Origin of the sequence: Microbacterium sp. TPD7012 (genome assembly GCF_003075395.1) — a bacterium.
In the GTDB taxonomy this organism is placed as follows: domain Bacteria; phylum Actinomycetota; class Actinomycetes; order Actinomycetales; family Microbacteriaceae; genus Microbacterium.
This window is the reverse complement of sequence record NZ_QDFV01000001.1, coordinates 91,131-114,378: the sequence shown is the minus strand read 5'-3', so window position 1 is coordinate 114,378 and position 23,248 is coordinate 91,131. Positions and strand designations below refer to the sequence as shown.

Annotated in this window: 18 protein-coding genes and 2 tRNA genes; 10 read left to right on the top strand and 10 right to left on the bottom strand. The window is 69.3% G+C overall.

Going from position 1 to position 23,248, the window contains the following annotated elements; all coding sequences use genetic code 11:
* Positions 1–32: 32 nt before the first annotated feature.
* Positions 33–2,588, top strand: coding sequence for a DNA gyrase subunit A (gyrA, locus tag DC434_RS00555; RefSeq protein ID WP_116633338.1), 2,556 nt, complete (start codon positions 33–35; stop codon positions 2,586–2,588).
* Positions 2,585–2,989, top strand: a complete 405-nt coding sequence (locus DC434_RS00550; protein ID WP_116633337.1) for a DUF3566 domain-containing protein — start codon at positions 2,585–2,587, stop codon at positions 2,987–2,989. Before gyrA ends, DC434_RS00550 begins: the two co-directional genes overlap by 4 nt.
* An 85-nt stretch (positions 2,990–3,074) precedes the next feature.
* On the opposite strand, the gene DC434_RS00545 is transcribed toward DC434_RS00550, so the two are convergent.
* Positions 3,075–3,785, bottom strand: a complete 711-nt coding sequence (locus DC434_RS00545) for a VIT family protein (protein ID WP_116633336.1) — start codon at positions 3,783–3,785, stop codon at positions 3,075–3,077.
* A 121-nt stretch (positions 3,786–3,906) separates the two neighbouring features.
* Between DC434_RS00545 and DC434_RS00540 the strand changes: the two genes are divergently transcribed.
* From DC434_RS00540 to DC434_RS00520, 5 genes are all read left to right on the top strand, one after another.
* Positions 3,907–5,175 carry a histidine kinase gene (locus tag DC434_RS00540; protein ID WP_116633335.1) on the top strand — a complete coding sequence of 423 codons (1,269 nt, stop codon included), beginning with the start codon at positions 3,907–3,909 and terminating at the stop codon, positions 5,173–5,175.
* Positions 5,163–5,852: a response regulator transcription factor gene (locus DC434_RS00535; protein ID WP_116633334.1), complete on the top strand. Its 690-nt coding sequence runs from the start codon at positions 5,163–5,165 to the stop codon at positions 5,850–5,852. Before DC434_RS00540 ends, DC434_RS00535 begins: the two co-directional genes overlap by 13 nt.
* Positions 5,849–6,769: a DUF4097 family beta strand repeat-containing protein gene (locus tag DC434_RS00530; RefSeq protein ID WP_165807958.1), complete on the top strand. Its 921-nt coding sequence runs from the start codon at positions 5,849–5,851 to the stop codon at positions 6,767–6,769. The genes DC434_RS00535 and DC434_RS00530 overlap by 4 nt, the downstream gene beginning before the upstream one ends.
* An 87-nt stretch (positions 6,770–6,856) precedes the next feature.
* Positions 6,857–6,930, top strand: a tRNA-Ile gene (locus DC434_RS00525).
* A 27-nt stretch (positions 6,931–6,957) separates the two neighbouring features.
* Positions 6,958–7,030: transfer RNA gene (locus tag DC434_RS00520), tRNA-Ala, on the top strand.
* 47 nt (positions 7,031–7,077) lie between these two features.
* Here the strand turns inward: DC434_RS00520 and DC434_RS00515 are convergent.
* The 3 genes from DC434_RS00515 to DC434_RS00505 form a co-directional block, all read right to left on the bottom strand.
* Complete coding sequence (locus tag DC434_RS00515) at positions 7,078–7,554, bottom strand: DUF3253 domain-containing protein (protein WP_116633333.1); 477 nt, start codon at positions 7,552–7,554, stop codon at positions 7,078–7,080.
* A 76-nt stretch (positions 7,555–7,630) separates the two neighbouring features.
* Entirely contained in the window at positions 7,631–8,071 is a 441-nt protein-coding gene (locus DC434_RS00510; protein ID WP_116633332.1) for a GNAT family N-acetyltransferase, read from the bottom strand.
* A gap of 25 nt (positions 8,072–8,096) precedes the next feature.
* On the bottom strand, positions 8,097–8,927 hold the full coding sequence (locus tag DC434_RS00505; protein ID WP_116633331.1) for a helix-turn-helix transcriptional regulator: 831 nt from the start codon (positions 8,925–8,927) through the stop codon (positions 8,097–8,099).
* A gap of 76 nt (positions 8,928–9,003) precedes the next feature.
* Between DC434_RS00505 and ilvD the strand changes: the two genes are divergently transcribed.
* Entirely contained in the window at positions 9,004–10,908 is a 1,905-nt protein-coding gene (ilvD, locus tag DC434_RS00500; protein ID WP_116633330.1) for a dihydroxy-acid dehydratase, read from the top strand.
* 109 nt (positions 10,909–11,017) lie between these two features.
* Here ilvD and DC434_RS00495 read toward each other — a convergent pair whose 3' ends face one another.
* The gene (locus tag DC434_RS00495) at positions 11,018–12,040 is read right to left on the bottom strand and encodes a LacI family DNA-binding transcriptional regulator (RefSeq protein ID WP_165807957.1); all 1,023 of its coding nucleotides are present in this window, start codon (positions 12,038–12,040) and stop codon (positions 11,018–11,020) included.
* 194 nt (positions 12,041–12,234) lie between these two features.
* Here DC434_RS00495 and DC434_RS00490 point away from each other — a divergent pair, with 194 nt between their 5' ends.
* Entirely contained in the window at positions 12,235–18,258 is a 6,024-nt protein-coding gene (locus DC434_RS00490) for a GH92 family glycosyl hydrolase (RefSeq protein ID WP_116633328.1), read from the top strand.
* A gap of 123 nt (positions 18,259–18,381) precedes the next feature.
* Here DC434_RS00490 and DC434_RS20405 read toward each other — a convergent pair whose 3' ends face one another.
* The 5 genes from DC434_RS20405 to DC434_RS00465 all read right to left on the bottom strand — a co-directional run bounded on the left by DC434_RS20405 (position 18,382) and on the right by DC434_RS00465 (position 22,315).
* On the bottom strand, positions 18,382–19,521 hold the full coding sequence (locus DC434_RS20405; protein WP_116633327.1) for a lytic polysaccharide monooxygenase: 1,140 nt from the start codon (positions 19,519–19,521) through the stop codon (positions 18,382–18,384).
* Positions 19,522–19,563: 42 nt separating this feature from the next.
* Positions 19,564–20,676, bottom strand: coding sequence for a Xaa-Pro peptidase family protein (locus DC434_RS00480; protein WP_116633970.1), 1,113 nt, complete (start codon positions 20,674–20,676; stop codon positions 19,564–19,566).
* Between the two features lie 62 nt (positions 20,677–20,738).
* On the bottom strand, positions 20,739–21,188 hold the full coding sequence (locus DC434_RS00475; protein ID WP_116633969.1) for a DUF1801 domain-containing protein: 450 nt from the start codon (positions 21,186–21,188) through the stop codon (positions 20,739–20,741).
* A 95-nt stretch (positions 21,189–21,283) separates the two neighbouring features.
* Entirely contained in the window at positions 21,284–21,778 is a 495-nt protein-coding gene (locus DC434_RS00470) for a hypothetical protein (RefSeq protein ID WP_116633326.1), read from the bottom strand.
* Between the two features lie 48 nt (positions 21,779–21,826).
* The gene (locus tag DC434_RS00465; protein WP_116633325.1) at positions 21,827–22,315 is read right to left on the bottom strand and encodes a MarR family transcriptional regulator; all 489 of its coding nucleotides are present in this window, start codon (positions 22,313–22,315) and stop codon (positions 21,827–21,829) included.
* A 132-nt stretch (positions 22,316–22,447) separates the two neighbouring features.
* Between DC434_RS00465 and DC434_RS00460 the strand changes: the two genes are divergently transcribed.
* The gene (locus DC434_RS00460; protein ID WP_116633324.1) at positions 22,448–23,239 is read left to right on the top strand and encodes an SDR family oxidoreductase; all 792 of its coding nucleotides are present in this window, start codon (positions 22,448–22,450) and stop codon (positions 23,237–23,239) included.
* The last annotated feature ends 9 nt before the right edge of the window (positions 23,240–23,248 follow it).

Sequence of the window (23,248 nt, the reverse complement as noted above, 5' to 3'; positions counted from 1 at the left end):
ACCCAGAACTGAACGACCGGAATCGAAAAGACATGACTGACGAAGAACGCCCCGAGCCGGCGCACGATCACGGCAAGATCGACCAGGTCGACCTGCAGTCCGAGATGCAGCGCAGCTATCTCGACTACGCGATGGCCGTCATCGTCGGCCGTGCCCTCCCGGATGTGCGCGACGGCCTGAAGCCCGTGCACCGCCGCGTGATCTACGGCATGTACGACGGCGGTTTCCGTCCCGACAAGTCCTTCTCGAAGTGCGCCCGCGTGGTCGGCGAGGTCATGGGGCAGTACCACCCGCACGGTGACACGGCGATCTACGACGCGCTCGTGCGCCTGGTGCAGCCGTGGGCGCTGCGCTACCCGCTCGCGCTCGGTCAGGGAAACTTCGGCTCCCCCGGCAACATGGGGGCGGCCGCCCCCCGATACACCGAGACCAAGATGGCTCCGCTCGCGCTCGAGATGGTGCGCGACATCGAGGAAGACACGGTCGACTTCCAGGACAACTACGACGGTCAGACGCAGGAGCCGACGGTCCTCCCGGCCCGGTTCCCCAACCTGCTCGTCAACGGCTCCGTCGGCATCGCGGTCGGCATGGCGACGAACATCCCCCCGCACAACCTGCGCGAGGTGGCGGATGCCGCGCTCTGGGCGCTCGACAACGCGGGTATCAGCCGCGAGGAGCTGCTCGACGGCCTGATCCAGCGCATCCCCGGTCCGGACTTCCCGACCGGCGCGCAGATCCTCGGCACCAAGGGCATCCACGAGGCGTACCGCACGGGACGCGGCTCGATCACGATGCGCGCGGTCGTCAACGTCGAGGAGATCCAGGGCCGCACGTGCCTCGTGATCACCGAGCTGCCGTACCAGGTCAACCCCGACAACGTCGCGGTGAAGATCGGCGACCTGGCGCGCGACGGCAAGATCACCGGTATCGCCGACATCCGCGACGAGTCGTCCGACCGCACCGGTCAGCGTCTCGTCGTCGTGCTCAAGCGCGACGCGGTCGCGAAGGTCGTGCTGAACAACCTCTACAAGCACACGCAGCTGCAGGAGAACTTCGGCGCCAACATGCTCGCGATCGTCGACGGCGTGCCGCGCACGCTCGCGATCGACGGCTTCGTCTCGTACTGGATCACGCACCAGATCGAGGTGATCGTCCGCCGCACGCAGTACCGCCTCATCGAGGCCGAGAAGCGCATGCACATCCTGCGCGCGTACCTGAAGGCCCTCGACGCGCTCGACGAGGTCATCGCGCTCATCCGCCGGTCGCAGACGACGCAGGAGGCGAACGAGGGACTCCAGAAGCTCCTCGACATCGACGACATCCAGGCCGACGCGATCCTGCAGATGCAGCTCCGTCGCCTTGCGGCGCTCGAGCGTCAGAAGATCATCGAGCAGGCGGAAGAGCTCGAGGCGCTGATCACCGACTACAAGGCGATCCTCGCCGACGAGGGCCGGCAGCGCACCATCATCCGCGAAGAGCTCACGGGCATCGTCGACCGCTTCGGCGACGAGCGCCGCACGCACATCCTGCATGGTTTCGACGGCGACGTCTCGATGGAAGACCTCATCGCCGAAGAGGAGATGGTCGTCACCGTCACGCGCGAGGGCTACATCAAGCGCACGCGCAGCGACAACTACCGCTCGCAGCACCGCGGCGGCAAGGGCATCAAGGGCGCGCAGCTCCGGGCCGACGACATCGTCGAGCACTTCTTCGTGACGACGACGCACCACTGGCTGCTCTTCTTCACCGACAAGGGCCGCGTCTATCGCGCGAAGACCTACGAGGTTCCCGAGGCCGGCCGCGACGCGAAGGGCACGCACGTCGCGAACCTCCTCGCGCTCCAGCCCGACGAGAGCATCGCTCAGGTCCTCGACATCCGCGACTACGCGGTCGCCGAGTACCTGGTGCTCGCGACCCGAGAGGGCCTCGTCAAGAAGACGCGTCTCGACGCCTACGACACCAACCGCCAGGGCGGTGTGATCGCCATCCGCCTGAACGAGGAGGATGAGCTGGTCAGCGCTCTGCTGGTCGACGCCTCGGACGACATCCTCCTGATCAGCCGCCGCGGCATGTCGGTGCGGTTCGAGGCGACCGACGAGGCGCTGCGTCCGATGGGGCGTGCGACCGCGGGTGTGCGGGGCATGAAGTTCAAGCTCGATGACGACAGCCTGCTCTCGGCATCGTTCGCCGCACCCGGCAAGTTCGTGTTCGTCGTGACCGACGGCGGCTATGCCAAGCGCACCGCCGTCGAGGAGTATCGCGTGCAGGGACGCGGCGGAACGGGCATCAAGGTCGCCAAGTTGAACGACGATCGGGGCACCCTCGCGGGGGGTCTGATCGTCTCGGAGGACGACGAGGTCTTGGTGGTTCTGTCCAGCGGCAAGGTGGTACGCTCTGCCGTGGCCGAGGTGCCCGCCAAGGGCCGAGACACCATGGGAGTGGTGTTCGCACGGACGACGGAAGCCGACCGCATCCTCGCCATCGCCCGAAACGGCGAGCGAGGCCTCGCAGATGACGAGGCGGAGGCGGACTCCGAGACCGCGGCCCCCGAGACGACACCGACACCTGAGGAAAGCACGGACGAATGAGCACAGTAGCCGACAAGCTGGCGAAGAAGTCCACACGCAAGACCGGCGGCAAGCAGGTCAGGCTGCGTCTGGTCTACGTCGACTTCTGGTCGGCCGTGAAGCTCTCGTTCCTCGGAGCGGTCGCCCTCGCGGTCGTCACGATGGTGTCGTTCTTCCTGATCTTCCTGGTGCTGCAGGCGACGGGCATCATGGCCACGGCCGATGAGTTCGTGCGCAGCTTCACCGATGGAGCCGTTCCGCTCTCCGAGATCGTGGGCCTCCCGCAGGTGATGGCGTTCGCCGCCGTCGTCGCGATCCTCAACCTGATCGTGTTCACCGTGCTCGGCGCCGTGATCGCAGGAATCTACAACCTCGCCGTGAAGGTGACGGGCGGACTGCTCGTCGGCTTCATGTCGAACTGACCTTCGGAACCCTGGGCCCTTCGACAGGCTCAGGGACCCAGAGTCGAAAGGGGCGGATGCCACGGCATCCGCCCCTTTCGTGTTCCTAGACGATGCCGGTCGTGCCGAGCAGCGTGCCGATCAGCCAAGTCGCGAGCAGGGCGAGCGCGCCGCCGACGACCAGACGGACGGATGCCCGCACCGGTGCGGAACCGCCGACCACGGCTCCGACCGCGCCCGTCGCCGCGAGGGCGAGGAGCACGGCGGCGAACGTCACCGGGATGCGCCACTCGGGCGGCGGCAGCAGGATGGCGAGCAGCGGCAGCAGCGCGCCCAGAGTGAAGGCGACGGCTGACGACAGGGCCGCATGCCAGGGGTTCACGAGGTCGTCCTGATCGATGCCCAGCTCCACCTCGAGGTGCGCCGACAGCGCATCGTGCGCGGTGAGCTCCTCGGCGACCTTCTGCGCGGTCGCCTCGGAGAGCCCGCGATCACGGTAGAGCGCCGTGAGTTCGGCCAGCTCCTCTCGCGGCATCGTGCGGAGCTCCTCGCGCTCCTTCGCGATGAGTGCGCGCTCGCTGTCGCGCTGGCTGCTCACCGAGACGTACTCGCCCAGAGCCATGGACACCGCGCCGCCGACGAGTCCGGCGAGCCCCGCCGTCAGCAGAGCCGCGTTGTCGGTCGTCGCGCCGGCCACACCGACGACCAGTGCTGCGACCGAGACGATGCCGTCGTTCGCTCCGAGCACGCCGGCGCGGAGCCAGTTCAGGCGCTGTCCCATCTTCGCCGCGTGCGGTTCCCCCTGATGAACGGTCATGGCCTCAGTGAAGCAGATGCATCTCCCGGCGGACAGCCCGACCGGCGGCTACGGAAAACCCGAAGACAGGAGTCCGGATGCCTCGGTGTCGCAGCGATGACCCCGCCCGTACCTTGGAACCATGACGACACACACTGCGCCTCCGCCGCAGGCCGCGGCCGCGAAACCGCCGCTGCGCATCTTCCTCACCGTCCTGCATCTCGCAGGGGTCGGCGTCCTCGGCGGCATCATCTTCACCATGCTCGGCGGGCTCCTCGGAACCGGTCTGGGTCTTCTCTTCGCCTTCGGCGTCGGCATCGTCCTGCTCGTCGGTCTGGTCTACGCCCTGTTCGGTGTCGGCTGGTTCGAGGTCGCCCGCGTCGGGGCGCTCTACGGCATCCCGATCGCGCCGCTCCGCCTGCGCCCTCGCGAGCGCCCCGGCTTCGGCGGCTGGCTGCGGTCCCTCGGACGTCAGGCCATCGACGGACGGATGTGGCGGGCCGTCGCGAACTTCGCGATCACCGCGATCCTCGGCTTCATCGTGCTCCGGCTCTTCTGGGCCCTCATCTGGTCGATCTTCATCTCGTTCGCCCCGCTCACCGACGCGGAGTCCGTCATGGGCCCGTTCGGCGGCACCGGCATCGGCGTCGAGTGGGCGCCGCTGGTCGGGATCCTCGGCATCGCGGCATCCGCCTTCGGCATCTTCTGCCTCGCACTCCTGCACCGCACGCTGTCGCTCGCGATCGTGATCCGCAGCCGTGAGGCCGAGCTCACCGAGCGCGTCCGCACCACGACCGCACAGCGTGAAGGCGCTGTGCGAGCGGCGGATGTCGAGCGCACCCGCATCGAACGCGATCTGCACGACGGCGTCCAGCCTCGGCTGGTGTCGGTCGGCATGACGCTCGGCCTCGCGCAGCAGAAGATCGACAACGATCCCGATGCCGCGAAGGAGCTCATCGCGGAGGCGCACACCTCCACGAAGGCGGCCATCACCGAGCTGCGGCAGCTGGCTCGCGGCATCCATGCCTCCGTGCTCGACGACCGCGGCCTCGACGCGGCGCTCTCCGCCCTCGCCGGCCGGTCGCACATCCCCGTGCACCTCGACGTCCGCATGGACGGGCGATGCAGCCGCGAAGCGGAGGCGGCCGTGTACTTCGCGATCGCCGAGTCGCTCACCAACGCGGCCAAGCACTCTCGCGCCAGCGAGTCGCGGGTCATCGTGCGACTGCGCGAGGGGAACACCCTCTGGGCCCGCGTCGAGGACAACGGCATGGGCGGCGCGCAGGTGCAGCCCGGCGGCGGACTCGACGGCATCGCGAACCGCATCCTCGCAGCCGGCGGTACCTTCCGTCTCGACAGCCCGCTCGGCGGACCGACGTCGCTGGAGGTGAACGTGCCATGCGCATCCTGATCTGCGAGGACTCCGTCCTGCTGCGCGAGGGGCTGGTCCGTCTCCTCGAAGACGCCGGCCACGAGGTGGTCGCCGCACTCCCCGACACCGTCGGCCTGCCCGACGCGGTGGAGTCGACCGACCCGGAGCTCTGCATCCTCGATGTGCGGCTTCCCCCGACGTTCACCGACGAGGGCATCCGCGCGGCGCTCGGGCTGCGGTCCACGCATCCGTCGCTCGCGATCCTCGTGCTGTCGCAGTACGTCGAGGAGCGGTACGCGTCCGACCTGATCGCGGCGCAGGGCGGGCCGCTCGGCTACCTGCTCAAGGATCGGGTCGCCGATGTCGCGGAGTTCCTCGCCTCGGTGCAGCGGATCTCCGAGGGGGCGACGGTGCTCGATCCTGAGGTCGTCGCCCAGCTGCTCACGCGGCGGAACCGCGACGATCGGATGCTGCGCCTCACCGAGCGCGAGCGCACCGTGCTCGCGCTGATCGCGGAGGGCAAGTCGAACCAGGCGATCGCCGGGCTGCTCTTCCTCTCGGAGGCGAGCGTCGAGAAGCACATCACCTCCATCTTCCAGAAGCTGGGCTTCGAGCAGGGCGAATCGGGAAACCGTCGCGTGCTCGCCGCCCTCGCCCACATCGAGAACACCGGCGGGCCGACCCCGCCGACCGGCCCGACAGGAGCGGCACGATGACGAACGAACAGAACGACCTCACGGGCGGGCACACCCCGCTCACTCCCCCGCAGGCCTCCGCGCCCCAGGCCGCGGCGCCGATCGAGATGCCGTCGGCGACACCCGAGTCGGGTCGGTCGCCCGGAAGCACGGCGATCCTGACCGTCACGGCCGTCGTCGGCGGATTCGCCCTCCTCGGTGCAGGCGGCACGGCGGCGTTCGCCGCGACCGGCGACCTGAGCAACGCGAGTCGACCGGATTCGGTGCAGACCGTCGACGTGGAGGGGATCGACTCCGTCGACCTCGACGTCAACGCGAGCAGCACTCGGATCGAGTTCGGCGACGTCGACGAGGCCGAGCTGTCGATCACGAACGGACGCGGGCCGGCGTGGACCTTCGAGCGCGAGGGTGATGAGCTCGTCGTGCGCAGTCCGGAGTCCCGGTGGGGATGGTGGTTCGGCACCTGGTTCGGCGACGAGGAGATCGCCGTGGTGACGCTTCCGGAGGAGCTGCGGGGCGAACAGCTGGACGGCGACTTCACGGTGAACTCCGGCAGCCTCGACGTCAAGGGCGCATTCGGAGACCTGGGGATCGACGTGAACGCGGGCTCGATCGATGTCGAGGGCGAGGCCACGGGCATCGACGTCGACATGAGCGCGGGTCGAGCGGACGTCACGCTCGACGGTGTGCAGCGGGCCGTTCTCGGCGTCTCGGCGGGATCGCTCGATGTGGAGCTCACCGGCACCCCGCCCTCGCAGACGACCATCGACGTGAGCGCCGGCTCGCTGGATCTGACGGTGCCCGATGTCGGGTACGCCATCACGCAGGACGTCAGTGCCGGCTCGCTCGACGTGAAGGTCGACCAGTCCGGCAGCGACCGCCGGATGATCGATGTCACCCTGTCGGCCGGGAGCGTGACCATCCGCCCCGGGAACTGACCGAGCTCGAGCGCGGGGCCTCTCCAGGGCGGCCCCGCGCTCGATTCGGATTTTCCGTCTTTCTCCGGTAAAGTCTTGGAGGTTGACGGGGCTATAGCTCAGGCGGTTAGAGCGCTTCACTGATAATGAAGAGGTCCCAGGTTCAAGTCCTGGTAGCCCCACCCTTTCAATTCAAGAAACACCCTCACGGGGCCTTAGCTCAGTTGGTAGAGCGCCTGCTTTGCAAGCAGGATGTCAGGAGTTCGAATCTCCTAGGCTCCACACTCTTCTTCATCCACAGGTGTTAACAACTCTGTTAACAACTCGCCTCAGAGCGCAGGCCCGCGGATGATCCGCACCGGCCCCCGCGCCTCCTCCATCCGCACCGGTTCGCCCTTCTGCGTCACGACGATCTCGTCGCGGTCCGCCAGCTCGGCGACGACGCGTCGCACATCGTCCATGCGTGTGCGCCAGGACGCGCCGCCGATCGCGCGCGCCACGTCGCTCGGACAGATCGACGATGCGCTGCGCTTGCGGACGAGGGTGCGCACGGTGGCTGCGGCGCGCTCCTCGAAGGCGGCATCCGTCTGCTCCTCCCACCAGGGTTCCCCGCGCTCGCCGAGGGCTGTCTTCGCGTCGTGCACCCGCCGTCGTGCGTCCGGCTCGTCGGCCTTCACCGCGCGGCGGGCCGCCATCAGCTCGTCCACGAGCTCTTGACGGAAGGTGTCGGGGATGGACGGATCGGTCGCAAGCCAGCGACGACCGTCGACGACGATGTGATGCCCGTCGGGAGTGTGCTCCGTCATGTCGATCAGTCTGGCCGCAACGGAGCCGGCGGCCCAGGGCCTTGACCCGGCTGCCTCGCTTCTGCCGCGCGGGCGTTCAGTCGTGGGTGATCTGGTAGTGGATCATTCCCGTGCGCGTGGCGACGCGATCGTAGAGCGTCCGCGCCGTCGTGTTGGTCTCGGCCGTGAGCCAGTACGTCTTGGCGGAGCCGTGAGCGGACGCCCAGTCGCGCACGTGCGCGATCAGTGCCTTCCCCGCGCCGGTGCCGCGAGCCTCGGGTGAGACGAACAGATCCTCGAGATAGCAGTAGTCGGTCGTCGTCCACGTGGCCGCGTGCGTGAGCCAGTGAACCAGGCCGATCGCGGTTCCCGCGTCGTCGCGGGCGAGCGCACCGTGGATCCCGCCGTCGACGAGTCGCGCGAAGGTCGCCGCGGTCGTCGCGTCATCGAGCCGGGCCTCGTAGAACTCGAGGTATCCCTGCCACAGAACCAGCCATTCCGAATGGTCGGCGGGGGTGAGGGGGGTGATCTGCACCATGTCATGAGCCTATTCGGATGCGTCGTCAATCGCGGCGGCGGAAGAATCTCGCCCGGGCCGCGGCATCCGACGGCGTGTAGACGACGAGCTGGATCTCGGTCTGATCCGACGGCCGCAGCTGGTGGTGCTCGAAGACGAGGCGGCCGAGGGTCGGATGCTGGAACACCCGCTCCCGCGACTCGAAACCGCGCACGTCGTGACTCTCCCACCGCTCCCGGAACTCGGGGCTCGTCTCCATGAGGCGCCCGACCAGGTCGCGGTAGCGCGGGTCGCCCAACCGCGGGCCCGCCTCGGCGCGGAACTCGGCGAGGAAGCGGCGGCTGGTGTCGTCCCAGTCGTCGAGCAGTTCGCGCACCGCCGGATCGGTGAAGATGAGCCACAGGAGATTGCGCTTCTCCGGCGGGGTCGTGGCGACGTTCGGGTAGAGAGCCTCGTAGGCGCTGTTCCAGCCGGCCACACCCCAGTCGGGTGCCAGCGCATACGCGGGGTGCTCCTCCAGCGCATCGAGGAAGCGCTGCACGTGCGCGGGCGCCGTCTCGACCGCCTCTCCCGAGCCGGGCCGTGTCGGGGTGAAGCCGGCCAGACGCAGCGCGTAGTCGTGCTCGGCGACGCTCAGGTGCAGGGCGGTGGCGACGGCGTCCAGCACCTGACGCGACGGATTGATGTCCCGCCCCTGCTCGAGCCAGGTGTACCAGGTGACGCTGACGCCGGAGAGGTACGAGATCTCCTCCCGGCGCAGGCCGACCGTGCGGCCGCGCCCGGCAGGCGGAAGGCCGTACGCGCCCCGATCGAGCTGCTCGCGCCGGGCACGGAGGAAGGCTCCGAGCTCCTTGCGCTGCTCCTCGTCGGTCGCCATGGAACAAACCTAGTGCTCTCACTACTAGTGTCAGCGCCGTCTTCCGGCATCCGCTCCTCGAGGCGAGAGTGGGATCATGCCCACCCCTCTTCGCTCCCGTACCGTCACGCACGGCCGCAACGCCGCCGGGGCCCGCGCCCTCTTCCGTGCCGCCGGCGTCAACGCCGCCGACTTCGGAAAGCCGATGATCGCCGTCGCGAACAGCTTCACCGAGTTTGTCCCCGGCCACACGCACCTGCAGCCGGTGGGACGCATCGTCTCGGACGCGATCTCGGCGGCGGGCGGCATCCCCCGCGAGTTCAACACCATCGCGGTCGACGACGGCATCGCGATGGGCCACGGCGGGATGCTCTACTCGCTGCCGTCGCGCGACCTGATCGCCGACTCGGTCGAGTACATGGTCAACGCGCATCAGGCCGACGCCCTCGTGTGCATCTCGAACTGCGACAAGATCACGCCCGGCATGCTGATGGCAGCCCTGCGCCTGAACATCCCGACGGTGTTCGTCTCGGGCGGTCCGATGGAGGCCGGCCGCGCGACGCTCGTCGACGGCTCGGTGCGCACGCTCGACCTGGTCGACGCGATCTCCGAGGCGGCTAACGACACCGTGTCGGATGCCGACATGAAGCGCATTGAGGAGAACGCCTGCCCGACCTGCGGCTCGTGCTCGGGCATGTTCACCGCGAACTCGATGAACTGCCTCGTCGAGGCGCTGGGTCTCGCCCTCCCGGGCAACGGCTCGGTGCTGGCCACGCACACCGCCCGTCGCGCCCTCTACGAGCGGGCCGGCGAGGTCGCCGTCGAGATCACCCGCCGCTTCTACGACGAGGACGACACGTCGGTCCTCCCCCGCGAGGTCGCGAGCTTCGCGGCGTTCGAGAACGCCATGGCCCTCGACATCGCGATGGGCGGGTCGACGAACACGATCCTGCACCTGCTCGCCGCGGCACACGAGGCCGGCATCGCCTTCGGTCTCGACGAGATCGACGCGGTCTCGCGTCGCGTTCCCTGCCTTGCCAAGATCGCGCCGAACCCGGCGTATGGCCGCATGTACTACATGGAGGACGTGCACCGCGCCGGCGGCATCCCCGCCGTGCTCGGAGAGCTGCGCCGCGGAGGACTGCTCGACGAGAACGTGTCGACCATCCACTCGACGTCGTTCGCCGGCTGGCTCGACGACTGGGACATCCGCGGCGGCAAGGCGATGGAGGCCGCGTACGACCTCTGGCACGCAGCGCCCGGGGGTGTCCGCTCGTCGAGCGCCTTCTCGCAGTCCGAGCGGTGGGCGGCGCTCGATGAGGATGCCGAGACCGGATGCATCCGCGACGTCGAGCACGCCTACTCGGTCGACGGCGGTCTCGCGGTGCTCCGCGGAAACCTCGCGATCGACGGTGCGGTCGTGAAGACGGCCGGCGTCGACCCGTCGATCCTCGTGTTCTCGGGCCCTGCGGTCGTCTGCGAGTCGCAGGAGGAGGCCGTCTCGAAGATCCTCGGCAAGAAGGTGCAGCCGGGCGACGTGGTCGTGATCCGCTACGAGGGACCGAAGGGCGGGCCGGGCATGCAGGAGATGCTGCACCCGACGTCGTTCCTCAAGGGACGCGGCCTGGGCAAGGTGTGCGCGCTGATCACCGACGGCCGCTTCTCGGGCGGCACCTCGGGCCTGTCGATCGGCCACGTCTCCCCCGAGGCGGCCGCCGGCGGAGTGATCGCGCTCGTCGAGGACGGCGACATCATCGACATCGACATCCCCTCCCGCGGCATGACCCTGCGCGTGAGCGACGCAGAACTGGAGGAGCGACGCGCGCGGCTGCTCGACGGCACCGGGTACCGACCCGTCGACCGCGCGCGGCCGGTGTCGCTCGCGCTGCGCGCCTACGCCGCGATGGCGACGTCGGCCGACCGCGGTGCGGTCCGCGACGTGGAGAAGGTCGAGCGCGCCCTGCGCGAGCAGGAGCTGCGCGACGCGGCTGCTCTCGTCTGACGCCATCGGCACGAATCCGCCGCTCGCTTCGGGAGGAGATCCGCGCTTCGGGAGGACGGATGCCGGGGAGACACCCTTCCGAAGCGCCCGAATCCTCTCGAAGCGGGCGTCAGCGCTCGCCGGATGCCGTGGAACGCCGCGCGATGAGCCGCATCGGCAGCACCACGTTCTCGAAGCTCCGGGTGCGATCGCCGAGGCGGGCAACGGCCAGCCGGGCGGCTTGGCGTCCGAGGGCCTCGACGTCTCCGGTCACCGCGCTGATGCCGAGCACCTGCGCCCATTCCGGTTCGTCGAACCCGATCACCGCGGGCGACGGGGAGGAGGACTCCGCGATCTCCTCCATCACACCCAGGAGGATCCGGTTGTTCCCCGCGACGACCGCGGTCGGCGGGTCCGCGAGGGCGAGCAGGTCGCGCATGCACGCGCGTGAGGAGGCGATGTCGTGCGCGTCGGTCCGCAGGAGGTCGCGCCAGTCGGCATCCGTGCTGTCGAGGACGTCGCCCATGCCCGCCAGGCGCTCGCGGTAGGTCGGGAGCCAGGCGTAGTCGCCGATGAAGGCGATGCGGCGGTGGCCCGCGTCGATCAGGTGGCGAGCGGCGAGACGCCCGCCCTCGCGGTTGTCGAACACGACGGAGTCGGCCTCGACGTTCTCGGCGGGGCGATCGACGAACACGACGGGGATGCCGCGGGCCTGGAGCTGCGCGTAGTCGGCGTGGTCCTGTGTGGCCGAGACCGTGATGACGGCCTTGGTCTGCCGGTCGGCGAGGTCGTGCGCGACCCGTTGCTCCTGCTCGGCGGATTCCCGGGAGTTCGCGACGGAGAGATGCATCCCGTGCGGGCGGATCTCGTCCTCGATCGCCTGTGCGAGGGCGGAGTAGAACGGGTTGGTGAAGTCTCCGGTGATCAGGCCGATCGAGTCGGCCAGGCGCCCGCTCGCGAGCAGGCTCGCTGCGGCGTTGCGCTGGTAGTCGAGTTCGGCGGCGGCGGCCAGCACGCTGGCGAGGGTCTTCTCGCTCACGTACGACTCGCCGCCGAGCGCGCGCGAGGCCGTCTTCAGGCTCACCCCGGCGCGGGCTGCGACCTGCGCGAGCGTCGGACGCGGCACGACGGCCTGGTCCTCTGGTGTGGTCATGCGTCCCCCTGCCGCCCGGGCGGCGGATAGCTCATTATGACGGTCGGCGGATGCGAGATGCATCTTCCACACATCACCGGCGCTGTGATAGCGTCCTCATCATATGACAGCGGTGTCATAAACCGTCCAGCCGCCTCGCGACGCGATCCACGGCAGACGAACGACACAGAGCAGTGAAGTTTCGAGGAGCAATCATGAGGGTCCCCAGCCCCGTTCATGCACGACCCGCGCGCCGATCATGGGCCGCGGCCGGCATCGCCGTCGCGGTCACCGCGGCGCTGCTGACGCCGATGCAGGCCACCGCCGCCGGCCCGACCGCGTTCGCCTCGTCGTTCGAGACGGATGACGCAGCGCCCGTGCTCGCCGGCACCGGTGAGGCGGTCAACGTCACGGGCAGCCGCTTCGTCCCGGGCAGTGTGCTCGGCGCGGTCACCGCCGTGACGGCATCCGATCAGAACACTCCCAACGAAGGCGCGGCGTTCCTCGCCGACGGCAACGCCGGAACCAAGTGGCTCGCCTTCAAGAACGCCGCGTGGGTGCAGTACCAGCTCTCCGCCCCGCAGCCGATGGTCCGCTACACGCTCACGTCCGGCAATGACGAGCCCGACCGCGACCCGAAGGACTTCCGCGTCCAGGGATCGAACAACGGCACCGACTGGGTGACCGTCGACGAGCGGTCCGGCGAGCTGTTCTCCGGCCGCGGCGAGACGCGCTCCTTCACCCTCGCGGCGCCGAGCGACGCTTTCGTCTACTACCGCCTCGACGTGCTCGCCACGAAGAACCCGAGCAAGAACATCGTGCAGCTCGCGGGTTGGGAGCCGATCGCCGTCGACGGCGCGACTCCGGAGCCCGCCGACCTGATGCTGCAGATCGGGAACGGCCCGACGAGCTCCGACACGGCCAAGACCGGCGTCGGCTTCTCCGGCACCAAGGCCCTGCAGTACACCGGCCGCCACCTCGATGCCGGTCCCGCCTCGTCCACGAGCGTGCTCTACGACGCCGCCGACGTCACGGTCGAGCAGGACAGCGAGCTCTCGTACCTCGTCTTCCCGGTTCTCGACGGCGAGCAGACGTACGCCGCGACCTTCGTGGCCGTCGATCTGCTGTTCGACGACGGGACGACGCTCTCCGCCGGCGGAGCCGTCGACTCCTACGGCTACGGCGCGAACGCCCGTCAGCAGGGCCAGTCCAACGTGCTGTGGCCGAACCAGTGGAACAAGGTCACGGTCGACCTCGGCTCGTTCGCCGGTCGGACCGTCGACGACATCCTGTTCCGCTACGACCACCCGGGCGCCGAGGTCAAGGGCGTCGAGGTGCCGACCGGCGCGACCGCCTTCACCGGCTGGCTCGACGACATCGCGATCGGCGCGGCCGAAGAGCTCGATACATCCGACGGCCTCGTCTCCTACGTCGACACCCGTCGCGGCACGAACTCGACCGGCGGATTCTCTCGCGGCAACAACCTGCCCGCGACCGCCTGGCCGAACGGCTTCAACTTCATCACGCCGATGACCAACGCCGACAACGTCGGCACGATCTACCAGTACCAGCGGGCGAACAACGCGCAGAACCTGCCGGCGCTCAACGGCATCGGACTCTCGCACCAGCCGAGCATCTGGATGGGCGACCGCAACCAGATCGCGGTGATGCCTGCGGCCAACGCCGACCCGACCTCGTCTCTCAACGACCGCAAGCTGACGTTCCACCACGAGAACGAGACCGCGCGGCCGGACATCTACGGTGTCGAGTTCGACAACGGCATCCGCACCGAGGTCACCGCCACCGATCACGGCGCGATCTACCGGTTCGAGTTCACCGGCGACGCGAGCTCGGTGCTGATCGACCAGCTGGTCGACTCGTCGAAGCTGACGATCTCGGGCGACACGGTCACCGGATGGGTCGACGGCGGCTCCGGCTGGCCCGGACGCACGCGCATGTACGTGTACGGCACCTTCGACCGGGAGCCTGCGAACGCGGGCGCGACCACGCGCGGAGACCGCAACGGCTCCGCCCGCTTCGCCGCCTTCGACACGGCCACCGACCGTACGGTCGAGCTGCGGCTGTCGTCGTCGTTCATCTCGCAGGATCAGGCGCGGACCAACCATGCGTTCGAGCTCGAGGGCGTCTCGTTCGACCAGGCGCACGCCGACGTGCGCGACGCCTGGAACGAGCGGCTCAGCGTCGTGCACGACGTGAAGGGCGCCACCGACACCCAGCTCGTGACCCTCTACTCGAGCCTGTACCGCCTCAACCTTTACCCGAACTCGCAGTTCGAGAACACGGGCACCGAGGCAGACCCGGTCTACAAGTACGCCAGCCCTGTCTCGGCGACGAGCGGATCGGCGACAGACACCCAGACGAACGCCAAGATCGTCGACGGCAAGATCTACGTCAACAACGGATTCTGGGACACATATCGCACGGCCTGGCCGCTGTACTCGCTGCTCTACCCCGATGTCACGGAAGAACTCGTCGACGGCTTCGTGCAGCAGTATCGCGACGGCGGCTGGGTCGCGCGGTGGTCATCCCCCGGCTACGCCGACCTGATGACCGGAACCAGCTCCGACGTCGCGTTCGCCGAGGCGTATCTGGCCGGTGCGCTCAGCACCGACACGGCGCTCGAGGCCTATGACGCGGCCGTGAAGAACGCGACCGTGCTCCCGGCGTCGAACGCCGTCGGACGCAAGGGCCTCGGCCAGTCGATCTTCCTCGGTTACACCGAGGCGACGACGCACGAGAGCGCGTCGTGGGGTCTGGAGGGCTACATCAACGACTTCGGCATCGCCGAGATGGCGAAGGCCCTCTCCGAGGACCCGAAGACCCCGGCCGAGCGCGTCGAGCAGCTGAAGGAGGAGGCGACCTACTTCGAGGCGCGTGCCGAGCACTACGTCGAGATGTACAACCCGGAAGCGGGCACGTTCACCTCGCGCAACGCCGACGGCTCCTGGACCTCGGGTGCGGACTTCGACCGCAAGGCCTGGGGTGGTGCCTTCACCGAGGCGAGCGCCTGGACCTTCGGTTTCCACGCTCCGCACGACGTCGACGGACTGGCCGCTCTGTACGGCGGGCGCCAAGGACTGGTCGACGAGATGCACGAGTTCCTCACGGTTCGCGAGAAGGCCGACTACTCCGGCATCCACGAGGCACGCGAAGCGCGTGACGTCCGTCTCGGGATGCTCGGCATGTCGAACCAGATCGCACATCACATCCCCTATGTGCTCGCCGAAGCCGGCGACCCGTCCGGGGCGCAGGAGCTGATCCGCGACATCCAGGACCGCCTCTTCGTGGGCTCCGACATCGGCCAGGGCTACCCGGGCGATGAGGACAACGGCGAGTTCTCGGCCTGGTACGTCTTCTCGGCACTCGGGTTCTACCCGCTCGAGGTCGGCTCCGGCGACTACACGGTCGGCACGCCGCTGTTCGACAGCGCGACGCTCTCGATCGGCGACAAGGAACTGGTGATCAACGCTCCCGGTGCTTCCGAGGGTCAGGACTACGTCGCCGGTGTCAGCATCAACGGCGAGGCGATCTACGAGACCACGTTCGACGGCGACCTGGTTCGCGAAGGGGGAACGCTCGACTTCACGATGAGCGCCACTCCCTCGGCCTGGGGTGCCAAGGACCTCGGCGAGCAGCTCGAGGTGCCCACGACCCTCGTGGACGCCACGAAGCCCGGCCGCGGAACACTCGCGGCGACCGACGGCACGTCCGTCGCCTCCCTCGTCGACGACAACATGAACTCGAAGGTGACGTTCTCGGGTGACACCGCAGAGCTCGTGTGGACCTCGCAGTCCGGTCCGGTGTCGATCGGGCAGTACACGCTGACGAGCGCGGCGAAGGCCGATGCCCCGTCGAGCTGGACGCTCGAGGGGTCGATGGACGGCACGACCTGGACCGAACTCGACAGCCGAGACGGCCAGGCGTTCGCCTGGGACACTCAGACCCGCCCCTTCACGGCGAAGAACGACGACGGCTACACGAGCATCAGGCTCACCCTGCAGGGTGCGAGTGCGACGCTCGGCCTGTCGGAAGTCGAGCTGTTCGCCTCCGCCTCGGCGGCCGACGGCCTCTCGATCGCCGCCGGCCCCGCACAGCGGGTCGCCGTCGGCACCGAGTTCGCCGGTCAGCTCGCGACGATCGTCGGAACGGAGACGGATGCCAGCGGCTACACCGTCACGGTCGACTACGGCGACGGTGAGGAGCAGGCCGACGCGCAGCTCACCCGAGACGACCTCGGCGGCTGGAAGGTGAGCGCTCCGCACACCTTCACCGCTCCGGGGACCTACTCGGCGACGATCACGGTGCGCGACTCGGCGGGTGCGGTGGCGCAGGCCACGGCGACCGTCACGGCCTTCCGCGACGAGACCTTCGTGGGCGCCTTCAACAACGTCTGCATCGGCGACCTCGGTCTGACCGCGGCGAACTGCGACTCGCAGGGCCACGGCTACTACCGCGACAAGCTGGCGGCCGACGGATTCGTGCAGGGCCAGACCCTCACGATCCCCGGCACGGAGCTGACCTACGACCTTCCGGCGGTGGCGGCGGGCGCGCCCGACAACATCACCGGCGAGGGTCAGACCGTCAAGCTCTCGCTGGGCACCGGGGCGACGCAGCTCTCCTTCATCGGCACAGCGACCGAGAGCAACCGCGACTCCGAGGCCACGCTGCACTTCACCGACGGCAGCACGCAGACGGTGACGATCAGCCTGGGCGACTGGGTCGGTGCATCCGGCAACCCCTACAAGAACAACACGGTGCTGACGATCTCGGAGGGTCGCCTCTCCGGGACCGGTGCCGAGGGCGGGGGCGCCAAGAACACCGCGATCTACGCGACGGCGCCGATCACGCTCGACGTCGACGACGCCGGTGCGCCGAAGGTCGTCGAGTCGGTGACCATGCCGCAGGAGCCGGGTGAGCTGAACGACGGACGGGTGCATCTGTTCGCGTTCGCCTCGGACGGCGACAGGGCGGCGGCCGCCCCGCTGAGCGTCGAGGCCGGCAGTGTGCCCGGTCAGATCGCCGGCGAGGAGTTCGACGCGACCCTGGCGACCGTCACCGGCGGCACCGGCGACGTCACCGCGGTCGTCAACTGGGGCGACGGGTCTCCCGTCACCGCGGTCGATGTCGCAGAGGGCGCCGTGAAGGCGGGCCACACGTACGCCACGGCCGGCACCTTCACGGTGACGATCACGGCGGACGACGGCGTGAAGTCGGCGGATGCCGCGCTCGAGGTCGTCGTCACCGAACCCGAGCCGCAGTACGACCCGCAGATCACGGTGCCGGCGGAAGCACGCCCCGGCGACGAGGTCTCGGTCACGGGCACGGGCTTCGCCGGTGGCGAGAGCGTCTCGATCCGCATCGACGACGAGGAGCCGGTCGTCGTGACGGCCACGGATGCCGGTGCCATCAGCGCCGAGATCCAGGTTCCGAAGAAGGCCGTCGACGGTGATCACCCCGTGGTCGCGATCGGAGACGTCTCGAAGATCGAGGCCAGGGCGTCGATCCGGGTCACGAGCGACACCCCGGCGCCGCAGCACACGAACGTGAAGCTGACGGCAGGGTCCGACGACCCGGTCGCCGGCGAGTCGGTCGCGCTGACCGCGAGTGTGAAGCCGAAGAAGGCGGAGGGCACGGTCGAGTTCCTCGAGGCCGGCGTCGTCGTCGGTTCGGCCACGGTCACGGGCGGTGAGGCGACGGCCGATGTGCTGGTCGCCACGTCGGGAGCGCACACGTTCGTCGCCCGGTTCGTGCCGTCCGACCCGAAGGAGTGGGCGGGTTCCGAGTCGGAGCCGCTCACGATCGAGGTGCGCAGCACCCCGGTGCTGGACGCCGAGCTCGTGATCGGGCAGAGCAGCGTCGTGCAGGGTGGAAGCCTGGAGATCATCGGCCGCGGCTTCGCAGCGGGTGAGACCGTCACGGTCACTCTCCACTCCGACCCGATCCGTCTCGGTCAGGTGACCGCTGACGGGACCGGTGCCTTCCGCATCGCCGTGACCGTGCCGGCATCCGCTCCGGCGGGTGCGCACACGCTCGTCGCCGAAGGCGCGGACTCGGGCCTGAGCGCCCGCGTCGCGCTGCAGGTGACAGCGGCCGCAGGCGACGGCGGCGGACTCGCAGGAACGGGTGGGGCGATCCCCCTCTCGCTCATCACCCTGTTGCTCGTGCTGCTCGCAGCCGGAGGCATCCTGGTGGTCCGTCGGCGGCGTACGGAGGCCTGACCCTCACAGGCCCCACGTCACCGCCCTCCCGGAGTTCTCCGGGAGGGCGGTGGCTTTCTCGTTCCGGTCGCGATACGACAGGCATCCGTCCGCGGAATCGCTGCCGCTCTGCGATCTGAGCCGTCAGTGGGCGTGGCCTGCGGCGGGAGCCGTCGTCGGCTCCCAGAGCGACAGGGCGGTGATCCAGGTCTCGTCGCCCCAGCCGCGGTGCGACTGGACGGCGCGGTAGACGACGCCGAGATGCTGGACGAGATCGCCGCGCGTGTACGCGGCCGTCGCCGACCACTCCGGGATGCCGTCGACAGGGCCGGTGGGCTCTTCGGCATCCGTCGTCGCGGTGAGCACCGAGCTCGCGGTCTCCCCGGCGTCGGACACGGCCACGACGCGGTAGCGGTAGGTCGTCGCGGCGGTGAGGCCGCTGTCGAGGAAGCTCGTCGACGCGGTGGTGCCGACGGCGGTGAAGCTCACGCCGTCGAGCGATCGCTCGATGCGGTACTCGTCCGCACCGGCGGCCGCCGACCACATGAGGTCGACGGTGGTCGCCGTGCGATCCATGGTGTGCAGCCCACCCGGCGCGGCCGGAGCCGACGGGTCGACCGGGTCGACCGGATCGACGGGGTCGACGGGGTCGACCGGATCGACGGGGTCGACCGCTCCGCCGCCGCGCACGTCGATGTCGATCGTGTTGTAGAAGGCGTTCTGCGTGTCGGCGATGTCCCAGACGGCGTAGATCACGTGGTAGCCGGTGTGGTCCGCCGGGATGTTCAGCGTGTGCACGGTCGGCACGGTCGGGATGCCGCCGCCGCCGTCGAAGCTGGTCAGCAGCTCGAGGTCGTCGCGCTCCAGCGGGTCGTTGGGGTCCCATCCCTGCTTCGTGATGAAGTAGCGCCATTCGGCGGTCCGATGCGCGGCGGTCAGGGACCATGCCACCTGGACAGGACCCGGCTGGACGAGGTTCTTGGCCCATCGGGTCGCCGACTGCTCGTCGAGGTCGCCGCCGAACAGGCCCCCGGCCGAGGCAAGCTTCCCGTCGACCGGACCGGCGGCGGGGAAGCCCTTCGGGGCTTCGAGGCTCTGCGGCTCGTACTGCACCGCACCGCGATCGGCGTTGGCCGACCAGGCGGCCCGGGCGATGAGCGACGACGACGTGCCGCCGACGTAGCCATGGGCGGATGCCGGGGGCGCCGGTGCGATGAACAGGCCGGCGGCGGCGAGGGCCACCACGCCGAGCGCGGCGGATCCGAATCTCGAGAAGGATGTCATACATCCTTCCTAGGGTATTTCTGGACTCAGGCCAATATTTCGTCACACCGAGGTCAACGTGTGCGGTGCGACGTTGAGGCGCTCGCAGCCGTCCGCTGTCACGACGACGATGTCCTCGATACGGGCGCCCCACGAGCCCGCGAAGTAGATGCCGGGTTCGATGCTGAAGGCCATGCCCTCGCGCAGCTCCAGGTCGTTGCCGGGGGCGATGTACGGCTCCTCGTGCACCGAGACGCCGATGCCGTGACCCGTGCGGTGCAGGAACGCGTCTCCGAGACCGGCCTGCGCCAGGACGCCCCGGGCGGCGGCGTCCACCTCGGATGCCGTCGCGCCGGGGCGGACCGCATCGACGGCCGCCTGCTGCGCGCGCACGAGTACCGCGATGCGCTCGGCAGCGGCGGGGTCGGGCGTGCCCACGACGTAGGTGCGGGTGCTGTCGGAGTTGTACCCGCTCGGCACGGCACCGCCGATGTCGACCACCACGATGTCGCCGTCGTCGATCACACGATCCGACACCTCGTGGTGCGGATCCGCACCGTTCGGGCCGGAGCCGACGATCACGAACTCGACCGTGCGATGGCCCTCGGCCACGATCGCCTCCGCGATGTCGGCGGCGACCTCCCGCTCGGTGCGACCGGCGCGCAGCCACTCGGGCACCCGCCGATGCACGGCGTCGATCGCCCGGCCGGCGCGACGGAGCTCCGCGATCTCCGTCGCATCCTTGATCATGCGGCTCTCGCGCAGCACCGGGGTCGCGAGCTCGAGCGTCAGACCGAGGCGCGTGCCGAGCGGGATGACGTGCAGCGCCGGGAGGGCGTCCGAGACGCCGATCCGGGAGGCCTCTCCGACGGCCGCGGCGACCAGGTCGTAGGGGTTCTCGCCGTCGACCCAGTCCGCGACCGCGAGGCCGAGCTCGCCGACCGCGGTCGAGCGCACCTTCGCGAGCTCCATCCGCGGGACGACGACCGTGGGTGCGGCCGCTCCGATCACCAGGGCGGTGAGGCGTTCGATCGTGTCGCCCTCGACCCCGACGAGATACTGCAGATCGGGGCCGGGACCGACGATGATCGCGTCGAGGCCGGCCGCTGCGGCGAGGGCCGCCGCCCGCTCGAGTCGGGCGGCGTACACGGAGGCGGGGAAGGGCGGTGTGCTCACGGCGTCCACGCTACTGCGCACCGCCGCGCCTGTCTCCGGGCTTCCAGCCGCGGCCGCGAACGTCAGCTGATCGCGAGACGAATGCGCTCCGCGAGGAGCTTCCTGTTCGCAGATGTCAACTCGAGCAGCGCGTACGCGGTCGGCCACATCGTGCCGTCGTCGAGGTTCGAGATCGGTTCGAAGCCGAACGTGCCGTAGCGCACCTTGAACTTGCTCGCGGGCTGGAAGAAGCACACGACCTTGCCGTCCTTTCCCCACGCCGGCATGCCGTAGTAGGTGCGGGGCACGAGGTCGGGAGCGACCTCGGAGACCAGCTCGTGCAGCCCCGTCGCGAGCTTCCTGTCGGAGTCGTCCGACAGCTTGGCGATGGCCTCCTTGAGGTCGGCCTCGCCTTCGGCGCGCTGCTCCTCGGGCGTCTTCTTCGCCCGCGAGCGCTTGGTCTTGGCCTCTTTCGCGGCGGCCTGCATGGCCTCGCGCTCTTCGGCGGTGAAGTTCTTCGTGTCCTCGGCCATGATCGGCTCCTCTCGTCGTGCTCCGTCGATGTGTTCCAGGCTACGGACGCGCTCGGTCGCCGCGCTTCTCGATTCGTGATCGATCTCGCCCGCGCTCACCCCTCGGCGAGGAGGAAGGCGAGCTCCGTCGTCCAGGCGGTCTTCCGCGGCTCGATCCGGGGATCCGTGCGGAGGACCTCGAAACGGCCGGCCCACGCACCGGTCGACGGGTCGGCGTCGAAGTCCCGCGTCGACTCGTCGACCCATCCGAGCAGCATCCGATTGGCCTGGAGCGAGCTGCCGCGATACGCGAGCAGGGCGTAGTCGCCGGGCGGCTGCGTGCCCGCTCGCACGCGTCCGTCACCGGGGTGATCGATGCCGAAGACGCCGACTTCGATCTCCATGTCGGCGGCCATGTCGACGTGGTGGAGTCGCAGGAAGAAGGGCCCGTCCGTGTGCAGATCGCGCTCCGTGAGCCAGGCGGCGAGCTCCGCCAGGAGCTGATCCCGGACGCCGAGCATGCCGCGGAACGGCGTCACCAGACGGATGCCGACGGTGGGTGCCGCATCCCGGTGCTCGATGCGGGGGCCGTCGGAGACGTCGAAGGTCATGGGTCCATGATGCTCGCCGCCTCGCGCATCGTCCAGGTCGCCGCGGCCTCAGGTCTCCGGCGACCAGGTCGCGTCCGGACCGATGGCGGCGGAGATGCGCCGGCTCGCCTCGCCGAGCTGGCGGGCCTGGGCGGCGGTGAGCGCGTCGAAGACCAGTCGCTGCACGAGGGCATGATGCCCCGGTGTCGACTCCACGATCGCCTCGTGACCCTCGTCGGTGAGGATGCCGAGAGTGAAGCGGCCGTCGGTCGGGTCGACCTGTCGCCGGACGAGTCCCTTGGCCTCGAGTCGGGAGATCGCCCGCGACAGGCGGGAGAGCGTGCTGTTCGCGTATCCGGCGAGCGTGCTCAGGCGCAGTGTGCGCTCCGGGGCGGAGTCGAGGGCGAAGAGGATGCCGTGCTCGAAGTGGGTGAGGCCGCTGTCGCGTTGCAGCTGCGCGTCGAGCGCGACGGGCAATCGCTCCAGGAGCGTGGCGACGGCCGACCAGGTCTGCAGGTTCTCTGCGCTGAGGGAGTGGTGACTCGGCTGCGGGGGCATGACGCCAGCGTACGGGATGCTGACACGACGATGACGGTCTTTTGACTTGCGTAAGCAAGTGAAACGAGCGTATATTGACTTTCCTAAGCAAGTAAAACGACGATGCGTGGGCATCGAGGAACGGGAGTGGTCATGGACATGGGTCTGCAGGGGAAGTCGGCGTTCATCAGCGGTTCGAGTCAGGGGATCGGCTATGCGGTCGCGTCCGCGCTCGCCGCAGAGGGCGTCGCGGTCACGATCAACGGACGCGACGCGGCGCGGGTCGACGCCGCGGTGGCACGACTGCGCGGCGAGCACCCGACGGCCACCGTGTCGGGAGTGGCAGCGGACTTCTCGAAGCCCGAGGAGGTGACTGCGCTGATGGACGCGGTTGGCGATGTCGACATCCTGATCAACAACGTGGGGCTCTTCGGCCTCGCCGAGTTCGCCGCCGTCGCCGATGACGAGTGGCAGCGGTACTTCGACGTCAACGTGATGAGCGGCGTGCGGCTCTCCCGACGGATGCTCGGCGGGATGATCGAGCGCGGCTGGGGACGGATCATCTTCCTCAGCAGCGAGTCCGGGGTCAACGTGCCGGCGGACATGGTGCACTACGGCGTCACCAAGGCGGCGATGATCGCGCTGGGGAACGGCCTCGCCAAGCTCACCCGCGGCACGGCGGTCACGGTCAACACCGTCCTCGGCGGACCCACCTACTCCGACGGCGTGGCGGCCACGGTCGCGGCGGTCGCCGAAGCGCAGGCGCTGCCCGCCGATGCCATGAAGCAGGCCATCATCGGGCAGAACCGCACCACGCTGCTGGAGCGGTTCATCGAGCCTGCCGAGATCGCGAACATGGTCACGTACCTGGCGAGCCCACGCGCGTCGGCGACCAACGGCGCCGCGCTGCGGGCGGACGGCGGAGTCCTGACCGCGATGCTCTGAGCCCGGATC